This is a genomic window from Nodularia harveyana UHCC-0300, from assembly GCF_034931085.1.
Classification (GTDB): Bacteria; Cyanobacteriota; Cyanobacteriia; order Cyanobacteriales; family Nostocaceae; genus Nodularia; species Nodularia harveyana.
The window spans coordinates 1-16596 of the sequence record NZ_JAYGHG010000030.1 but is presented as its reverse complement, the minus strand read 5'-3'; the positions used below and the strand labels follow the sequence as shown (position 1 = coordinate 16596).

Annotated in this window: 15 protein-coding genes; 8 read left to right on the top strand and 7 right to left on the bottom strand. The window is 41.6% G+C overall.

All coding sequences use genetic code 11. The features are described 5' to 3' along the window. Positions 1–138: 138 nt before the first annotated feature. Both VB620_RS16165 and VB620_RS16160 read right to left on the bottom strand, forming a co-directional pair. Positions 139–1197: a tellurite resistance TerB family protein gene (locus VB620_RS16165; RefSeq protein WP_323197184.1), complete on the bottom strand. Its 1059-nt coding sequence runs from the start codon at positions 1195–1197 to the stop codon at positions 139–141. A 133-nt stretch (positions 1198–1330) separates the two neighbouring features. After that, positions 1331–1741, bottom strand: coding sequence for a hypothetical protein (locus tag VB620_RS16160; RefSeq protein ID WP_323197183.1), 411 nt, complete (start codon positions 1739–1741; stop codon positions 1331–1333). A 178-nt stretch (positions 1742–1919) separates the two neighbouring features. On the opposite strand from VB620_RS16160, the gene ppsA reads away from it, so the two are divergent. Beyond that, positions 1920–4370 (top strand): phosphoenolpyruvate synthase, encoded by a 2451-nt coding sequence (gene ppsA / locus VB620_RS16155; protein WP_323197182.1) that lies wholly within the window; start codon positions 1920–1922, stop codon positions 4368–4370. A 142-nt stretch (positions 4371–4512) separates the two neighbouring features. Here the strand turns inward: ppsA and VB620_RS16150 are convergent, their stop codons facing one another. Beyond that, entirely contained in the window at positions 4513–4815 is a 303-nt protein-coding gene (locus tag VB620_RS16150; RefSeq protein WP_323197181.1) for a hypothetical protein, read from the bottom strand. 328 nt (positions 4816–5143) lie between these two features. On the opposite strand from VB620_RS16150, the gene VB620_RS16145 reads away from it, so the two are divergent. Continuing rightward, positions 5144–6886 carry an ABC transporter ATP-binding protein/permease gene (locus tag VB620_RS16145; RefSeq protein ID WP_323197180.1) on the top strand — a complete coding sequence of 581 codons (1743 nt, stop codon included), beginning with the start codon at positions 5144–5146 and terminating at the stop codon, positions 6884–6886. Positions 6887–6920: 34 nt separating this feature from the next. On the opposite strand, the gene VB620_RS16140 is transcribed toward VB620_RS16145, so the two are convergent. Together VB620_RS16140 and VB620_RS16135 are read right to left on the bottom strand one after the other, a co-directional pair. Beyond that, a complete protein-coding gene (locus tag VB620_RS16140) occupies positions 6921–8141 on the bottom strand; it encodes a HetZ-related protein (protein WP_323197179.1) in 1221 nt (406 codons plus the stop codon). A gap of 351 nt (positions 8142–8492) precedes the next feature. Next, positions 8493–9143, bottom strand: coding sequence for an L-threonylcarbamoyladenylate synthase (locus VB620_RS16135; RefSeq protein ID WP_323197178.1), 651 nt, complete (start codon positions 9141–9143; stop codon positions 8493–8495). Positions 9144–9468: 325 nt separating this feature from the next. On the opposite strand from VB620_RS16135, the gene larC reads away from it, so the two are divergent. After that, positions 9469–10725: a nickel pincer cofactor biosynthesis protein LarC gene (larC, locus tag VB620_RS16130; protein WP_323197177.1), complete on the top strand. Its 1257-nt coding sequence runs from the start codon at positions 9469–9471 to the stop codon at positions 10723–10725. A gap of 73 nt (positions 10726–10798) precedes the next feature. Here the strand turns inward: larC and VB620_RS16125 are convergent, their stop codons facing one another. Continuing rightward, the gene (locus tag VB620_RS16125; protein WP_323197176.1) at positions 10799–11344 is read right to left on the bottom strand and encodes a hypothetical protein; all 546 of its coding nucleotides are present in this window, start codon (positions 11342–11344) and stop codon (positions 10799–10801) included. 481 nt (positions 11345–11825) lie between these two features. Between VB620_RS16125 and VB620_RS16120 the strand changes: the two genes are divergently transcribed. The 5 genes from VB620_RS16120 to VB620_RS16100 all read left to right on the top strand — a co-directional run bounded on the left by VB620_RS16120 (position 11826) and on the right by VB620_RS16100 (position 15780). After that, entirely contained in the window at positions 11826–12752 is a 927-nt protein-coding gene (locus VB620_RS16120) for a lysylphosphatidylglycerol synthase domain-containing protein (RefSeq protein WP_323197175.1), read from the top strand. Between the two features lie 694 nt (positions 12753–13446). Continuing rightward, positions 13447–13686 carry an NAD(P)H-quinone oxidoreductase subunit L gene (gene ndhL / locus VB620_RS16115; RefSeq protein ID WP_407674245.1) on the top strand — a complete coding sequence of 80 codons (240 nt, stop codon included), beginning with the start codon at positions 13447–13449 and terminating at the stop codon, positions 13684–13686. A 24-nt stretch (positions 13687–13710) separates the two neighbouring features. Beyond that, positions 13711–14022 carry a DUF3007 family protein gene (locus tag VB620_RS16110; RefSeq protein ID WP_323197173.1) on the top strand — a complete coding sequence of 104 codons (312 nt, stop codon included), beginning with the start codon at positions 13711–13713 and terminating at the stop codon, positions 14020–14022. Positions 14023–14091: 69 nt separating this feature from the next. Beyond that, entirely contained in the window at positions 14092–14910 is an 819-nt protein-coding gene (gene trpA, locus VB620_RS16105; protein ID WP_323197172.1) for a tryptophan synthase subunit alpha, read from the top strand. 204 nt (positions 14911–15114) lie between these two features. Next, positions 15115–15780 (top strand): heterocyst differentiation related protein, encoded by a 666-nt coding sequence (locus VB620_RS16100; protein WP_323197171.1) that lies wholly within the window; start codon positions 15115–15117, stop codon positions 15778–15780. 186 nt (positions 15781–15966) lie between these two features. Here VB620_RS16100 and VB620_RS16095 read toward each other — a convergent pair. Then, positions 15967–16596: RNA-guided endonuclease InsQ/TnpB family protein (locus VB620_RS16095; protein WP_323197170.1), on the bottom strand; the 630-nt coding region annotated here is incomplete at its 5' end.

Sequence of the window (16596 nt, the reverse complement as noted above, 5' to 3'; positions counted from 1 at the left end):
TTCGTAATTCGTAATTCGTAGTTCGTAATTCGTAGTTCGTAATTCGTAGTTCGTAATTCGTAATGTCAGGGCAGTTGGTGGGTTAGTGCAGTTTAACCCACCATAAACTTATGGATAATTTATTTTTTTGGTATTTCTTTATTCAGTTTCTATGAAATCTATAGTTTCTACAAAGTCTAAAATATTCTCCTTAATTTCTTCGGCTTCTTCTTTAATGGAAGTTGGTTTTTCACCATGAAAAAAGCTGTGCTGGCTGCTGACTATATATAAGTAGTTAGAGTGCATAAATGCGATCGCCCCCCGGTATGCGTCTAGTCTGGTGGCTGTGCCGTTATTTGTTGACTGGGAAATTGTTGATCCGTGGGGCATATCAATCAGCGCGAAGTAAGATCCTTCAATCGCATCTTTTAAATATTCAGTATATCTCACCTCAGCTTTGGGCATATTGGCAAAAATTGTTTCTGGAACATATTTATTGAGTAGAATTGATTGCAAATATTCTTCTTGTCCAATAGATTCTACTTGTTCTAATTGTTCTGAAGATATGGGGGAGTAATCAATTCTCAGCATAGTGCCGAAGTGATCAAAAAAGCCCACTACCCCATCTTGAGTTTCTACTTTACCGCCTTGTTGGGGATCAACGGGAATGGGGACTGAGAAGTTACCGGCGGGGGATTCGTATATCTCGTCGCCATAATCTCTAATTATGACTGTATCTTCGTCGTCTAGGTAAATTTCGTTTTCTGCTTCTTGATAGGCGGCGATTACTTCTTGGATGATTTCATGGGCTTCTTCGTCTTCCAGGTCTAAGGCGTGCTGTAACTGTTTGAGATAGGGGTGTTTCTGTTGCGGGATAATTAAATCGTCTTCGTCTATCATCACCATGACCCCGACGGCAAAAGCATCTAGAATTAATTCGTCGGAAAGGCTTTTACTAGCGATGTTAAATAGGGTTCCGATTCCGTGTTTTTCGGCAATTCCAATGAGTCTATCAACTATTTGAGCAATTTCTTCTTCTGAGTAGTCTTCAAAAACTTCAAAGTCCCAAAGGATACTGGCTAAAACTTCTCCATCGACTTCATCTATAGATAAATCAGCCATTTCTGTGACAACTGCGATCGCAGCTACCGCTTCTTCTGGATTCAGTGATTCTTCTATGGTCTTTGTGGAATTAAAAATCTTGTCATATTGAGTCATAATTACTACCTCTTTTATTGGCTAGTATTAACAGATTAATTTCATCTATAAGTATAATTATCCAGTAACTAGTTATAGATTTCTATCCTAAGGGTAGGATGACAACCAGAAATGTTTGTAGTCACAGATTATATTAGGAACCCTGACTGGGTGAGGATATCCGCGCTTCAATATCTTCTAAGGTTTGTAACAATAAACGCTTGGCTTGTAGTTTCCAACCCCACTTTTGGATTCTGAAGGCTGCAACAGTCCCCATCACACCACCTAATAAAACTAAGGGCTGATTCAGAGAAATTCCAAATAATAAACCCAATCCGGCAATTCCCCAAAATGGTAAAGCTGCGGCTTGTCTTTGTTCTTCCACAACATTAGTAATTATACTAGGTTTCATGGTAGCTAATAACTCAGTTTTAATTTGCCGTTGTTCGACCAGGGAAACAGATAAACTGATTTTACGACGCATTTTTTCAATTTTACGGGCATCACTACTGTATTCAGTGAGTTCATCTTCTGCCATTTGTAGTAGTCGTTCTAGTTGCGGCATTGTGTCATAAATTATGGGTGCTGATATGGTTATTATCTCGGAAAATGGTGAATTTTCGTAACTATAATGTTACATCTGATAGCACGATACCAAATCTTAAATCTAGAATAAAACATAGGGAAAATATCCTAGTAATCAGAAACTGACAACCAGAGCGTCTACTTGAGAGGTAATACAGATGGTTAAGGTATCTCCGAACACATTGACTCAATCTGATCAAGGGCGATCGCTCATTCTCTGGTTTGATAAAGTTGGGATTGCTGATATCCCGTTAGTAGGAGGGAAAAATGCCTCTCTAGGGGAAATGATTCAAGAATTGACACCCCAAGGGGTTAACGTTCCCACGGGATTTGCGACCACTGCTTATGCTTATCGCTATTTCATCCAGTCAGCCGGATTAGAAGCCCAATTACGTGAACTATTTGCGGACTTGGATGTAGAGGATATGACAAATTTGCGGTTACGGGGACAAAAAGCGCGATCGCTACTCATGCACACACCCTTTCCAGTAGAATTACGGGATGCGATCGCCACAGCATATCTGCAACTCTGCGAACAATACAACACAGATACAGATGTCGCCGTCCGTTCTAGCGCCACAGCCGAAGACCTCCCCGATGCAAGTTTTGCCGGACAGCAAGAAAGTTACTTAAATGTCACCAGTGTTCCAGGAGTATTAGCAGCTTGTCATCGATGCTTCGCCTCCATATTCACCGACCGCGCCATTTCCTATCGCCACACCAAAGGATTTGATCACTTTAGCATTGCCCTCGCCGTCGGCATCCAAAAAATGGTGCGTTCTGACCTAGCCACCTCTGGAGTCATGTTTTCCATCGACACCGAAACCGGCTTTAAAGATGCAGCCCTAATTACCGCCGCCTACGGTTTAGGGGAAAACGTCGTTCAGGGAACCGTCAACCCAGATGAATACTATGTCTTTAAACCCACTTTAAAAGCAGGTTTCCGCCCCATTATCGATAAAAAATTGGGCAGCAAAGAACTCAAAATGATCTACGATGACGGCTCAAAATTTACCAAAAACGTCCCCGTCTCCACCGGAGAACAAGGCAAATTTGCCCTGAGTGATCCAGAAATTCTCCAACTAGCAAATTGGGCTTGTTTAATAGAAGACCATTATTCCCAAACCCACGGTAATTACTCCCCAATGGATATCGAATGGGCAAAAGACGGCATTACCAATCAACTATTTATTGTCCAAGCCCGACCCGAAACAGTCCAGTCCCAAAAAACAGAGAACCTATTGCGGAGTTATCATTTTCTCAACACAGATAAACAAGCAAAATTTCCCCATCCCCTAGTAACCGGTCGTGCGGTGGGAGAAGCCATTAGTCAAGGTAAAGTAAATCTAATTTTAGATGTCAATAAAATCGACCAATTCCAAGCCGGGGATGTATTAGTCACCGAGAGAACAGACCCCGACTGGGAACCAATAATGAAACGCGCCAGCGCCATTGTCACCAACTCCGGGGGGCGCACCTGTCATGCAGCGATTATTGCGCGAGAATTAGGAGTCCCCGCCATTGTCGGATGTAGCAACGCCACAACAATTTTAAAAACTGGTCAAGAAGTCACAGTTTCCGGCGCTGAAGGCGATGAAGGCAAAGTTTATCCCGGCTTATTACCCTTTGAAATTAAAGAAATTGCTTTAGAAAACTTACCCCGCACCCGCACCCAAATTTTAATGAATGTGGGTAATCCCCAAGAAGCCCTGAGTTTATCAGCAATTCCCAATGATGGCGTAGGTTTAGCCCGCACAGAATTTATCATCGCCAACCAAATCCAAATTCATCCTATGGCGTTGATTCACTATCACAAGCTAGATGATGGATTTGTCAAAACCAAAATTAGTCAAATTACAGCCCTTTACGAAGATAAACCCCAGTATTTTGTTGATAAATTGTCCCAAGGTATCGGCAGAATTGCGGCGGCTTTTTATCCTAAACCAGTAATTGTGCGGATGTCCGATTTCAAAAGTAATGAATATGCCAATCTTTTAGGTGGTCAGCAATTTGAACCCAAAGAAGAAAACCCCATGCTAGGTTGGCGGGGTGCATCACGTTACTATGACCCAGGATATCAAGAAGCCTTTGCCTTAGAGTGCGAATCTATCAAACGAGTGCGGGACGAAATGGGTTTGACTAACGTTATCCCCATGATTCCTTTCTGTCGCACTCCCGATGAGGGGCGTTTAGTCTTAGCGGAAATGGCAAAAAATCATTTAAAACAGGGTGTAAACAACTTGCAAGTATATGTAATGTGCGAGTTACCCAGTAATGTGATTATGGCTGATGAGTTTGCCGAGGTGTTTGATGGCTTCTCTATTGGTTCCAATGACTTAACTCAGCTAACATTAGGCTTAGATCGGGATTCGTCTTTAGTGGCGAGATTATTTGATGAACGCAGTCCGGCGGTTAAGCGCATGGTAAAAATGGCCATAGCATCTGCGAAGAAAAATCATCGCAAAATCGGTATTTGTGGACAAGCACCCAGCGATTACCCCGAATTTGCCCAGTTTTTAGTAGAACAGGGAATTGATTCTATCAGTCTGAATCCAGATTCCGTCTTAAAAACTATGCTGGAAGTGGCAAAAGTCGAAAAAAATATCTAATCAACCCAAAGCAAAACCCGCCAACAAGTACCATTGAGGAAGTAATTTGTTGGCGGGTCGCAATGTTAACCACAAGGTGAGAAAAAAAATCCTTTGACTTTTCTAGTGCTGTTCCTGTAGCACTCTCTGCTGTCTCTATTGGCTATTGCGTAATAATGTTCTCAGTTCTTTCCGTAAAAACAGTCACACCGTTTTCTATAATAGTAGTCTGAGTTCTTTCTACAGAAATATTACCATTACCAGGAGTAATCATGTTCTGAACTCCTATATCTCTAACTCGCGCAGAAATTTGAGAGAGAAAACCAGATAGTAAACCGCGAATGTTATTTCTGTTAAACAGTAAAAATCCAAATCCGCCTTGTACCTTCTCGCTTTCTTCTGCCGTTAGTTCTCGCCACAGGGACTCTTGAGGCTGGCGTTGGGCAGAAATTTGATTTGACTTCATGGAATTAGTCTCCCATTATGGTGCTGACAACAACATTTAACCACATTTATTACTTGAATTGGAGAAAATCTACTGATATTCTTTGTAAAGATTATTCTCTGTATAAAGAAAGAAATCATATTGGACTCCGAGGGACTGGCTGATTAATCTCTAAAATTAGAAACTCAAGCAGTCTTAGCATCCCCAGAGGGAAAAATATTCTTGTATTTTTCTACACAGTGATTAAAACTGCGTTGGGTTGTGTCCAGGATTACTTGCTAAAGGAACAAAAAAATGAGGGGCGAATCGCACCTATGATTAAAGAAAGTTAGATATTTGAAAATGACTGATGAGTACAACAACAACACAGCCAAAACGATTAGACCCTGAATTGTGGCAGAAATTTTTGAAGGTTGCCAAACCTTACTGGTTTTCTGAACAAAAATGGAAAGCTAGGGGACTCTTAGGAATTTTACTACTCTTGGCATTGGCAGTTAATGCCATTAATGTCAGTATTAGTTTTATTTTCCGGAATATTAATACTTCTCTGGCAAAGTTTCCCGAAACTCAAGATGCATCAACTTTTTGGCGCTTTATCAGCTTTTATGCTGGGTTGTTGGTTATCGGTACTCCCATTGTGGTCATGTATGGCTATCTCCAAGACAAATTGGGATTGCAATGGCGGGAGTGGCTAACAAACCATTTTCTTGATAAATATTTCCAAAATCGTGCTTATTACCAGATTAATTTTAATCAAAAAATTGATAATCCAGACCAACGAATTGCTGAAGATATCAGGTCATTTACTCGTACTAGCTTATCTTTTACATTGCTGATTTTGACATCAGTTATTACTTTAATATCTTTCACCGGAGTTTTATTATCTATTTCTGTTTCTTTATCAGTGGCGCTGGTAATCTATGCAGTTCTGGGAACGGTGGTTACGGCTTGGATTGGTCAACGATTAATTGGCATTAATTTCAATCAACTGAAACGGGAAGCTGATTTTCGTTATGGACTAATTCATGTGCGAGATAATGCGGAATCTATTGCTTTTTATCAAGGGGAAACAGAAGAAATACTTCAGCTAAAACAGCGTTTTATCCGCGCAATTAGCAATTTTAATTTATTGATAAATTGGCAACGTAATTTAGGTTTTTTTACGACTAGCTATAATTATTTTGTTTCTGCACTACCTTATTTGGTGATAGCACCGATTTACTTTGCTGGGGATACGGAATTTGGGACATTTACTCAAGCGGCGATCGCCTTCAGTCAAATTTTTAGTGCTTTATCTGTGGTGGTGGGTCAGTTTGAAAGTTTAACTGCTTTTGCTGCTGGTATTGAACGGATGGGTGATTTAGATGAGGTTTTGGAAACATCAGACCAACAGCAGCCTGGGATGAGGACTATCGATGTTACAGAAGGTTCTGCTATTGAATTGCGTAGCGTCACCCTCTTGACTCCCAACTACGAACGCACCTTGATCAGTAATTTACCACTCAACTTACAGCCAGGTGAAGGTTTAGTAATTGTAGGCAACAGTGGTAGTGGTAAGAGTTCTTTATTAAGAGCGATCGCCGGATTATGGAATGCGGGTACTGGTCAAATTATCCGCCCCTCTTTGTCAGAAATGATGTTTTTACCCCAACGTCCTTATATGGTGCTGGGTTCGCTGCGGAGTCAATTACTCTACCCCAATCCTGACAATGATATTCTGGAAAGCAAGATGCGCCATGTCTTAGAAGAGGTGAACTTAGCAGAGTTACCAGAACGGGTTGGTGGCTTTGAAGTCGAGTTAGACTGGGCTAATATACTGTCTTTAGGGGAACAACAGCGCTTGGCTTTTGCGCGACTACTGCTGAGTATGCCTAGCTATGTGATTCTAGATGAAGCTACCAGTGCGCTAGATTTAGCCAATGAAAAGAACCTGTATCAACAACTCAAAGCCAAAGGAACTACATTAATTAGTGTGGGACACCGCCCTAGTTTGTTGCAATACCATGAGTACGTCTTAGAACTTGATGGTAGCTCTAATTGGCGGTTGTTACCAATGGCGGAATACACAGTTAATTTGAATACTTTTAGTTAGTTTTAACCCAGTTTGAGTTCAAGTCAATTACCCTTTAACTGGCTTGAACATCATGATGACCATTACGAATATCCCATGCTACTTCTAGCATTTGAGTCCAGCGCTTTTGTAGTTGTTTGGGTGTGCATTTTATAGTTTTAGCGATCGCCTGATCACTCTGGCGGCTAATTTTCATCTCTAAAATTTCTTGTTGTTCAGGAGATAATACACCCACAAAGATTTCCCATTGCTCAGAAGTTAAACCCAACTTTTGCTCTAAACCCGCACCTAACCATTGATGAACTAATTGCCATTGGTGATTTTTGGCGAATTTTTCCACGTGGTATTTAAAACGCTGTTGCAAATAATCACGCTGGCGGCTAGTTAAACCGAGAATTTGGTCAATTTCTGGGGCTGAGAGGTCTTGTAACTTCAGCGTTAGGTAGTCCACACAGTCAGATTGACCTTGAGATTCCAAGTATTTTGCCAATTCCGCAATCACGCGATCGCGCTCCGATTCCTCCGAAGGATCGAAATTCGTTTGGGCAATCATCTGTGATCTAATTTGTTGCACCGCCGAGTTACGCTGGTAAGACTCTGCTTCCTCACTTCTAGCAGATTCCACCGCCATTTCAATATCCACAGTAGTTTCCTGGGGCTGACGACGGGCAAAACCTTGGGCGCGGAGAATCACCAATTGCTGATTATTCCCACCAGGTAAATTAATCCGGCGTTTGGCATACTGCTCTGTAAAAGCAATATATTCTGCCAACTGTAACTGAGTCCGGGGCTGATAATCTTCCGCTAATTGATTTTCCCGCCGGAAAGCCTTGATAGCTTCGATATAAAACGCTTGCAGAAAATCCTCAATCAGACAATAACGAGCATTAAAACCCAATTCTGAACCAGCGATCGTCACATGACGATAAACCATAGCACCTAAAGTACTATGTAATTCCACTCTTCCCCGTCTGGAACCTAGTTTGTAGTAATGCAAGCACTTTTGCAAGCGATGCCGAGCTAAATTAACTTGCCATGACTGGATTTCCCCAGACTTCTGGATACGAGCGCTTTTATCACATATTCTTTCAACTTCTGTAGCGATGCGCTGTGATACCGCTTGTACACACTTGGATGTCGCCTTCACTTGAGCTTGCATTTCTGTATACAGCAATTGTCTCAAGCTATTGTGATTGTCCTCTAGCAATTCCGTCGGCGAAACATTGCACAAAAAAGCGGATTGAGAAGTTGGTAGATTTGCAAGGTTGGGTTTCATGACTTTTCTTTACGAGTGGTATTGCACCTTAACTACAACGCAGATACAGCAAATGAGACCAGTCTTGGCTAGAGAAGTATTTAGCATTCTCAAAACCCACTGCAAGCACTGCTCATATATTAAGACTGTAAGTAAGCTAAAAAGTTACAAGAAAAGTAGTATGTTGCTTTTTGTACAAATAACCACATAGAAAATGACACATAAATATTTGCCAGCTTAAAAGACTTGTGATACTCATATTTACCGCCATCCTGTTTTAACCATTGCCAGATATTATAAGTATGACGATCTCAAAACTGGAGCCTTTCTAGAAAATTTCTCTAAAACTAAAGGAGAAATTACACTTTGTTTTTATACCCAAGTTATTGCTGCTTCCCAACCTAAACCTCGCCTTGTGATCATTGGTTCATCTCCCGTCAAATCTAAAATTGTAGACACCTCATAAGTTGCTTCCTCTCCAGTGTCTATAATTACATCTACTAATTTATCCAAACGGTCAAACAGTTCCACCCGTGATAGTCTAGGTTCTAAATCTAGCTTTACTTGTTCATCATCTGGTGGCAGATGTGCCGAAGTGGAAATAATCGGATTATCCAAAGCTGCTAGCAATGCCAAACATACCGGATGATTTGGTACACGAATTCCAGTAGTTTTGCGCTTAGGACTTTGTACTAGTCGTGGCACTAACTTGGTAGCAGGTAGTAAAAATGTGTAAGTACCTGGTATCAAGCGTTTCATAACCCGATAAGCTGTATCACTCACAAAGGCATAAGTTGCCACATTTGAAAGTGAGGGACATAAAAATGTCAATGGTTTATCATTGGCTAACTGTTTAATTTGCCGCACTCGTTCCACTGCCGACTTGGCATTTAAATCACAACCAATAGCATAAACTGTGTCTGTAGGGTAGAGCATAACCGCGCCATTAGAGAGCGCTGACTTTATTTCCTCTATACGGCGAGTTTGCGGATTATCAGGATGGACAGCGAAAATTTTTGCCATAGCCAGTTCTGAGTAAGAGGTGGGAAATCTTGTAAGTCAAGGAATATATCAAATTCCTCATTACACATATTTTGACATCGATAGATGAGGGATTAGGAGAAAAACTAGACAATTTAGTTGTTTTCGTCCTTATCTACCTGGAAACTGCTATATATAAACATCATTGTGCAGAATCAAACAATTAACTTGATTAACCTATCTATAGGAATCATATTTGATTTTGGTGGGGGCAGCCTGCACAATTTGCCGAAAATATCAGTAAAACTACGTAAATAAATCCAGCTACGCCACCAAAGCTATCATCAATCAAAGAGGATTACTATCTATGATTAAAGTTGCTTATCTTCAATGTCCCACAGGAATTTCTGGTGATATGTGTCTAGGGGCTTTAGTAAGTTTGGGTGTTCCCATAAAATATTTAAGTGAAACACTGAATAAATTGGGAATTGCTCCAGAGTATAAGCTGAGAGCCGAACTTGTGCAACGTCATGGACAGGAAGCGACTAAAGTTCATGTAGATTTACTCCACCACCATCACCACCACGAACATAGTCACCATCATGGCCGTCACCTTCCAGAAATCGAAAACATGATTCTCAAAGCTAATTTGCCATCACGGGCAGAAGCTTGGAGTTTAGCAGTATTTCGCCAGCTAGCAGTAGCAGAAGGGGCAGTACATGGCATTGCGCCAGAAAAGGTTCATTTTCATGAAGTGGGTGCTGTAGATGCCATTGTGGATATTGTGGGTACGTGCTTGGGGTTGGATTGGTTGGGCATTGATAGTAATGATCAAGGATTACCCTGGTTATACTGTTCAGCTTTGCCCACAGGTGGGGGAACAGTACGCGCCGCTCATGGTGAAATGGCTGTACCAGTACCAGCAGTATTGAAGTTGTGGGAAATGCGCGGTTGTCCAGTGTTTAGTAATGGTATTGACAAGGAACTGGTAACACCAACAGGGGCGGCGATCGCCACTACCCTAGCTACAGAGTTTGGTTCACCACCATCAATGTCCATCAAGCAGGTAGGATTGGGATCTGGAACTATTAATTTACCTATTCCTAATATATTACGTCTCTGGCTGGGCGATCGCACTCATAATTCTCCAGATCCCAACTTGAATCTAGAAACCATCACCGTACTGGAAACCCAAATTGACGATTTAAATCCCCAAGCCCTCGGCTACGTCTTTGAAGCTTTATTTGCCGTTGGTGCTGTGGATGTCTTCACCCAACCCATAGGAATGAAAAAATCCCGTCCTGGAATTTTACTAACAGTCATCTGTCACCCAGAAAACTTACTGGCTTGTGAAACAGTTTTATTCCGCGAAACCACAACTTTAGGTATTCGCCGCAGTACCCAACAACGTGCGATTTTACAACGAGAAATTCAATCAGTGGAAATTGAATATGGCACAGTCCGGGTAAAAGTAGCATGGAACGGACAAAAGCAAGATAAATCTATAACCAACGTTCAGCCAGAATATGAAGATTGTGCAGAATTGGCTCGCCGCCACAATATCCCCTGGCGTGAAGTTCAACGATTAGCATTACAAACTTGGTATTTGCAAAATCAGTCTTGAGTTAATCAACCCTATTCAAACGATGAAACCCCGATTTATGCGATAAACCAGGGTTTTTTACTTTCAATTAGTTTTAATCAACTTGTCTTATAGTTTGCTTTACCGCGTCAGCCGCATCCTTTGCTTGGCGTTGTAGACCGTCTTTCGTGTCCTCAGCGCCCCGTTTGACATTTTTAGTCAAGTCTTTAGCAGTACGTTCAGTATTTTTCTGGAGATTTTCCACTCCGCGCTCTGTTTTCTTAGTCAAACCTTCTCCTAATTCTGTCGCTGAATCCTTAATATCCTCACCAAGCTGCTTAATTTGTTCATCCAAGGGTTTACCTTTCTGATAATTGCTGGACATAAGTGTTGAATCATCAATACCCTTCTGCTCAAAGTTGCTCGGCGCATTTGCGGCTCTTTGATCTGCTTTGGCTCCAGGATCTACAGAACTAGAGTTATTCATTCCACCTTTTGGGGTGTTAAGTTCATAACTTTGTGTAGGATTAGTTTGTACTGGCTCTTGCGCTATTCCTGGACCACTACACGCTTGTGTTATCAAGAGGAATGTTGCTGCCAAGAACACTGTTAAAATTTTCAAAGGACGGATATTTGTTAGCCAAGTCATGACTTTTTTCATAATTTCACTCCTGAAATGCTTGTAAATTAGTTGAATTTTTGCTGCTATCTGAGGCGGTTAATTACATCTGAGCAGTTTTTTCGGGGAATTTTGGATAAATTTTACATCTCCAATCTGGACATAAAACGCAAAACTCTAATGACCTTACATCTAGTAAATAGAGCAGTTTTCATTTATCTGTGTTGTTTAACATCTTGATATGTCTCACCCGATCACGAAATAATCAACTTTTACAAGATTACAAATAAAAAGATGAGTTTACCTCTAGCGTAGGTAACATTATTTTTTTTAATAAAATCAGACTTTTATCTAACTGAAGAGAGATTTATGATATAGCAGGGAACAGGGAACAGGGAACAGGGAACAGGCTGGAAACTCTGTAATTGTAAGGGTTTCATGATCTGTTTCTGTCCTAACTTCCTTGGCGGTTGCTATAGTAATTAACCCAGTTCTAGTATTGAAGATATTTGAATTTTTGTAAATGAATAAGCAATTTTTACGCTGGCTAATTTTAGGAGTAACACTATTTTTTCTAGGGAACGCCCTCAAAGATAACTGGTCGGAAGTGATAGCGATTCAAATTGATGCAGTAGGATGGGCGATTCTCTCCATAGCTACAGGCGTAACTTTACTAGCACATATTTGGGGTGGTTGGATCTGGACTGGGATTCTCCGGGAATTAAATCAATCTGTGCCATCTGGAGAATTTATTCAAGTCTACTTAAAAACTAATATGGCCAAGTATTTACCTGGTAATGTCTGGCATTATTACGGGCGAATTGTGGCGGCGAAAAATGCTCATATTCCGGCTGGTGCTGCTACCTTAAGCGTATTGCTAGAACCTTTACTGATGGTGGCTGCGGCGTTAATCATTATTGTTGTGTTTGGCAGCGAATTTGCAGATACTCATAGTAGTTTAGCTGTACGAATATTACAATTTTTGAGTTTGGCTGTGGTACTTTTTACCGTTCATCCCCGATTTTTGAATTTAGCAATTAGCTTTGTTTATAAATTAAAGGTGAAAAGGTCTGCTGTGAATACTCAGCCTAGTATTCCTTTCAAGGTTAAACGCTATCCTGTATTACCTTTGTTGGGGGAATTAGGCTTTTTACTATTGCGGGGTGCTGGGTTTATTTTAACTGTTTTTGCCCTCACTCCCTTAAATCTCAGCCAATTGCCTCTATTGCTAGGGGCGTTTAGCTTTGCATGGTTGTTAGGTTTAGTGGTTCCGGGTGCGCCTGGGGGGTTGGGTGTATTTGAGGTGACAGCGATCGCACTTTTGCAGCACTATTTTCCTGCGGCGATGATTATTAGTGCGATCGCCTCCTATCGTCTCATTAGTATAATTGCTGAAACTGCTGGTGCCGCCCTAGCTTCCCTGGATGAACGCCTGGGGAAAGTAGTTTAAACAATTAAACCTGCCCATGTTACTTTAGGCAGGTCTGCTTGTATGTTCACTTTTTAGTGGGGGTGGAGGGACTTGAACCCACACGACCTATTATGATCAACGGATTTTCATTCTCTCGCAGCTTTCGCTACTGCCGGGTTTAATTACCTGTGGCTTTGAGAATTGGACTCTCTCTTTACCCTCGGCTTGACGTTAGGGTAGCTCCCGTCGAGTCTCTGCACCTTCCGACTAGTTATGAGTTTTAAAACTCAGCGTCTTGTCGGCTTGGCTCAGGATTGCCTTGTCTGTTTACAGATTTAGGTTTCCCTGAATTTGACAGCTTCCACTTGAAAGATTTCTCGATCAAGGCTCAGTTTTCTAAGTCCGTAGCGTCTACCATTCCGCCACACCCCCATATTTACTGGGAGCCACTTTTTTAAGGCATCCAATTAAGTCTTGCCTATCTTAACAGTAATTATGCTTTTTACGCAACTAAATTGAAAAAAATCTTGCCAGATTTGGAAGCTTTTGTAATTTCTTCGCTGTTTTTCCGGGTTAATTAGCTTTTTTCAACTTTTTTTACTGCCTGAGCGATTGTAGCACACATATCAGAAATATCCAAATATTTTCCTTATTTTTCCCCAACACTCCACAATTAGTCTTTCCTCTGGCTAGCAGTTCAGCCTATGATGGGAATATAGATGCACTCAATGCTATTGTCCACTTTAAAGAGAAAGAATCTATGATTTTAGCCCTGCTGTATCTGGCTTTGGCTGGAGCTTACCTGTTAGTCATCCCCATTGTTGTGATGGTGTACATGAAACAGCGTTGGTATGTTGCTAGCTCCATTGAGCGGACCATAATGTACTTTATGGTGTTTTTCTTTTTGCCAGGGTTGTTGGTTTTATCGCCTTTTGTGAATCTGCGCCCCCGTCCCCGACAAATTGAAGTTTAACGAGATTGGTAGGTCATAACTCTCATGCGACGTATTGACGCAATTGGAATCGGCTTGGGTGTTTTTATTGCTGGTGGTTTGGGATATGTCGGATTGCAACTGGTGGGCTTGGATGGTGAACAAGCTGGAATCTGGAGCCAAGTTTTACTAGTTGCTGGTTTGGTGGGCTGGTTGGCTTCCTACATATTCCGCGCGGTGGGAAATAAAATGACCTACCATGAACAACGGGAACAGTATGAAAAAGCCTTCCTACAAAAACGCCTAGATGAACTGACTCCCGAAGAACTAGCAAAAATTCAAGACGAAATCGCACAAGAATCACAAAGTCAAGTGTAAAGTTATCAATGGTCGGTTATTTATTGTTTGCTAACTGACCACTGACCACTCACTGATAAGTATTGACAAATGACCGCGATTTCTGACTGCTTTGAGACCTTGGGAAGAAATAGAGAGTGCGCTCTAATTCCGTTTATTACGGCTGGAGATCCAGATTTAGCAACCACCGCCGCAGCTTTGCAAGTTCTGGATAGTAATGGAGCCGATATGATTGAACTCGGTGTTCCTTACTCCGATCCTCTGGCGGATGGGCCAGTAATCCAAGCGGCTGCTACCCGTGCTTTGCAAAGAGGGACAAAGTTAGAACCGGTGTTGGAAATGTTGCAAGCTACTACTCCTAGTTTGCGATCGCCTATTATCCTGTTTACTTATTACAATCCCATTCTGCACCGTGGTATTGATAAATTTCTGGAACAAATTGCGGCTGCTGGGGTATCAGGATTAGTAGTTCCAGATTTACCCTTAGAGGAAGCCGCCGGGTTGCTAAAACCAGCTAGTGAAATTGGTATCGATTTAACTTTGTTGGTGGCTCCTACTAGTTCAGCTGAACGGATAGAAGCGATCGCGCGTTCTTCCCAAGGATTTATTTATTTAGTCAGTGTTACAGGTGTCACCGGGATGCGAACCCAAATGGAATCACGAGTATCAGATTTACTCCAACAAGTTCGTAGTATTACAGATAAGCCTGTGGGAGTGGGCTTTGGGATTTCTGAACCTGCACAAGCTCGTCAAGTCAGAGAATGGGGAGCAGATGCAGCAATTGTCGGTAGTGCATTTGTTAAACGTTTAGCAGAAGGTACACCAGAACAGGGACTAAAAGCGATCGCGGAATTTTGCCAAAATCTCAAAACTGCCATTAAGACAAATGACAGCAGCATAAATATTTGATAAAAAAAGCTCCCAGGGTTGTTTTTTTACCATGATCTGGTGGACAATTTAACGAATATGGTTTTGAATATTAACAGCACACAGTAGCCTGTAAAAAAACTAGCTAGTTCGGTCGCTTATAGTTGAGTGTTATGTGAATTTGAGTAGGCGAATAATGATGAGTGTGAGAGTGAGTCAGTCACAAGTGACAGAGGAGCAAAGGCGATGAGTGAAAGTATGGCATTTATCGGCGGAGTAGCCGTAGCTGGGCTGGCGGCGCTTGTAATGCTCAGGGGTGCAGATAGTCCCATGCAAAGTAATTTTGCTTTTCCGGCTCGGCAGATGCCGACTAACGTTGCGCCATCCATGATCCAGTCACCCCCCATGTATCCGAATTATGGGATGAATCCATATTATCCTAGTCCCACTCAACTGCCCTCCCAGTCCAATCCAGAGCAGCGCGTGGAAATGGAACGGATGAATATGCAGTTAGAACGTTTAAAAAGCGATAACGAGCAGCTCAGAGCGCAAAACCAACAACTGCAATTCCAATTCCAAAATTGGAATAACCAGCAGATGCAATTAGCTCAACAAAATAGCCAAAAAATCGTCCCAGAACTATTGCAGCCTCAAAACTCAGAACCTTGGTGGTCTTCACCCATTATTTGGGCAGTAGGAGGAGCAACCCTCACCATTGGCGGTGGTGTTGTAGTCGCTGGTGTATTGGCTTTATTTTCCCCACGGCAGCGCCCTACCCGCACAGTCCAAGTTATGCATCCTTACCACGGCTCTACACCTCCTTTAGCTCCTGTACGTCGCGCGGAATTTTTGCCCTCGACTCGCGTCGAAGCAAGACGAGTTGAAGCCCCAGAATATGACCAGATGCATTAATGACAAAATCTACTAGAATCAACTATTAATTTCATCTAGACCTGAAGCACCCCATATCTTAATCCCCTCCTCAGTAGGGTGTGTTGTTGATTACAATCAATAGTCGAAGAGGGTACGTTTTGCTAGGGGAAAACATAAATCCAGTTTTGACATACTCCCCAGCCTAAAGGCGTGGGGATTCTGGGGTCAAACAGCAATTGCTGGCGTAGCCAGTCTAACATCACCTAACCCAATGGTTGATGCCCCAACCATTTGAATATTACGTGCGGCATTTTCATCGCGTCCATTAACAGAATTGCAAGATGGACAACGCCATTGTCTAACAGATAAATCTAGCTTTTCTAAAATATGCCCACAATGAGAACAAGTTTTACTAGATGGATACCACTTATCTACAAAAACAAGTTGTTTGTTTTTCTTTTTGGCTACCCATTCTAATATTTGTATAAATTCTCCAAAAGCTAAGTCTGATATTTTTCTACCCCAAAGACGTTGCATACCCTTGAGGATTAAGGTTTCAAAACATAAAACATCAAACTTGTCTGTCAATTGATTAGCTAATTTCCAAAACCAATCACGTCTGCGGTTACAAACATCTTCATATTTACGAACTAAGTTCTTCCTAGCTCGTTCACGATTATTTGACCTTTTTACTTTTTTAGAGTGGTTATTACTAGCTCTTTTGATAGCATTTAGAGACTGTTTCAGGAATTGAGGTGAGCTAATTAAAGTTCCATCGGAGCAAGTTAAAAATGTTTTGAGTCCAAAGTCAAACCCCGCTATTTTACCAGTCGTTGATTTAATTTTTGGTTCTAA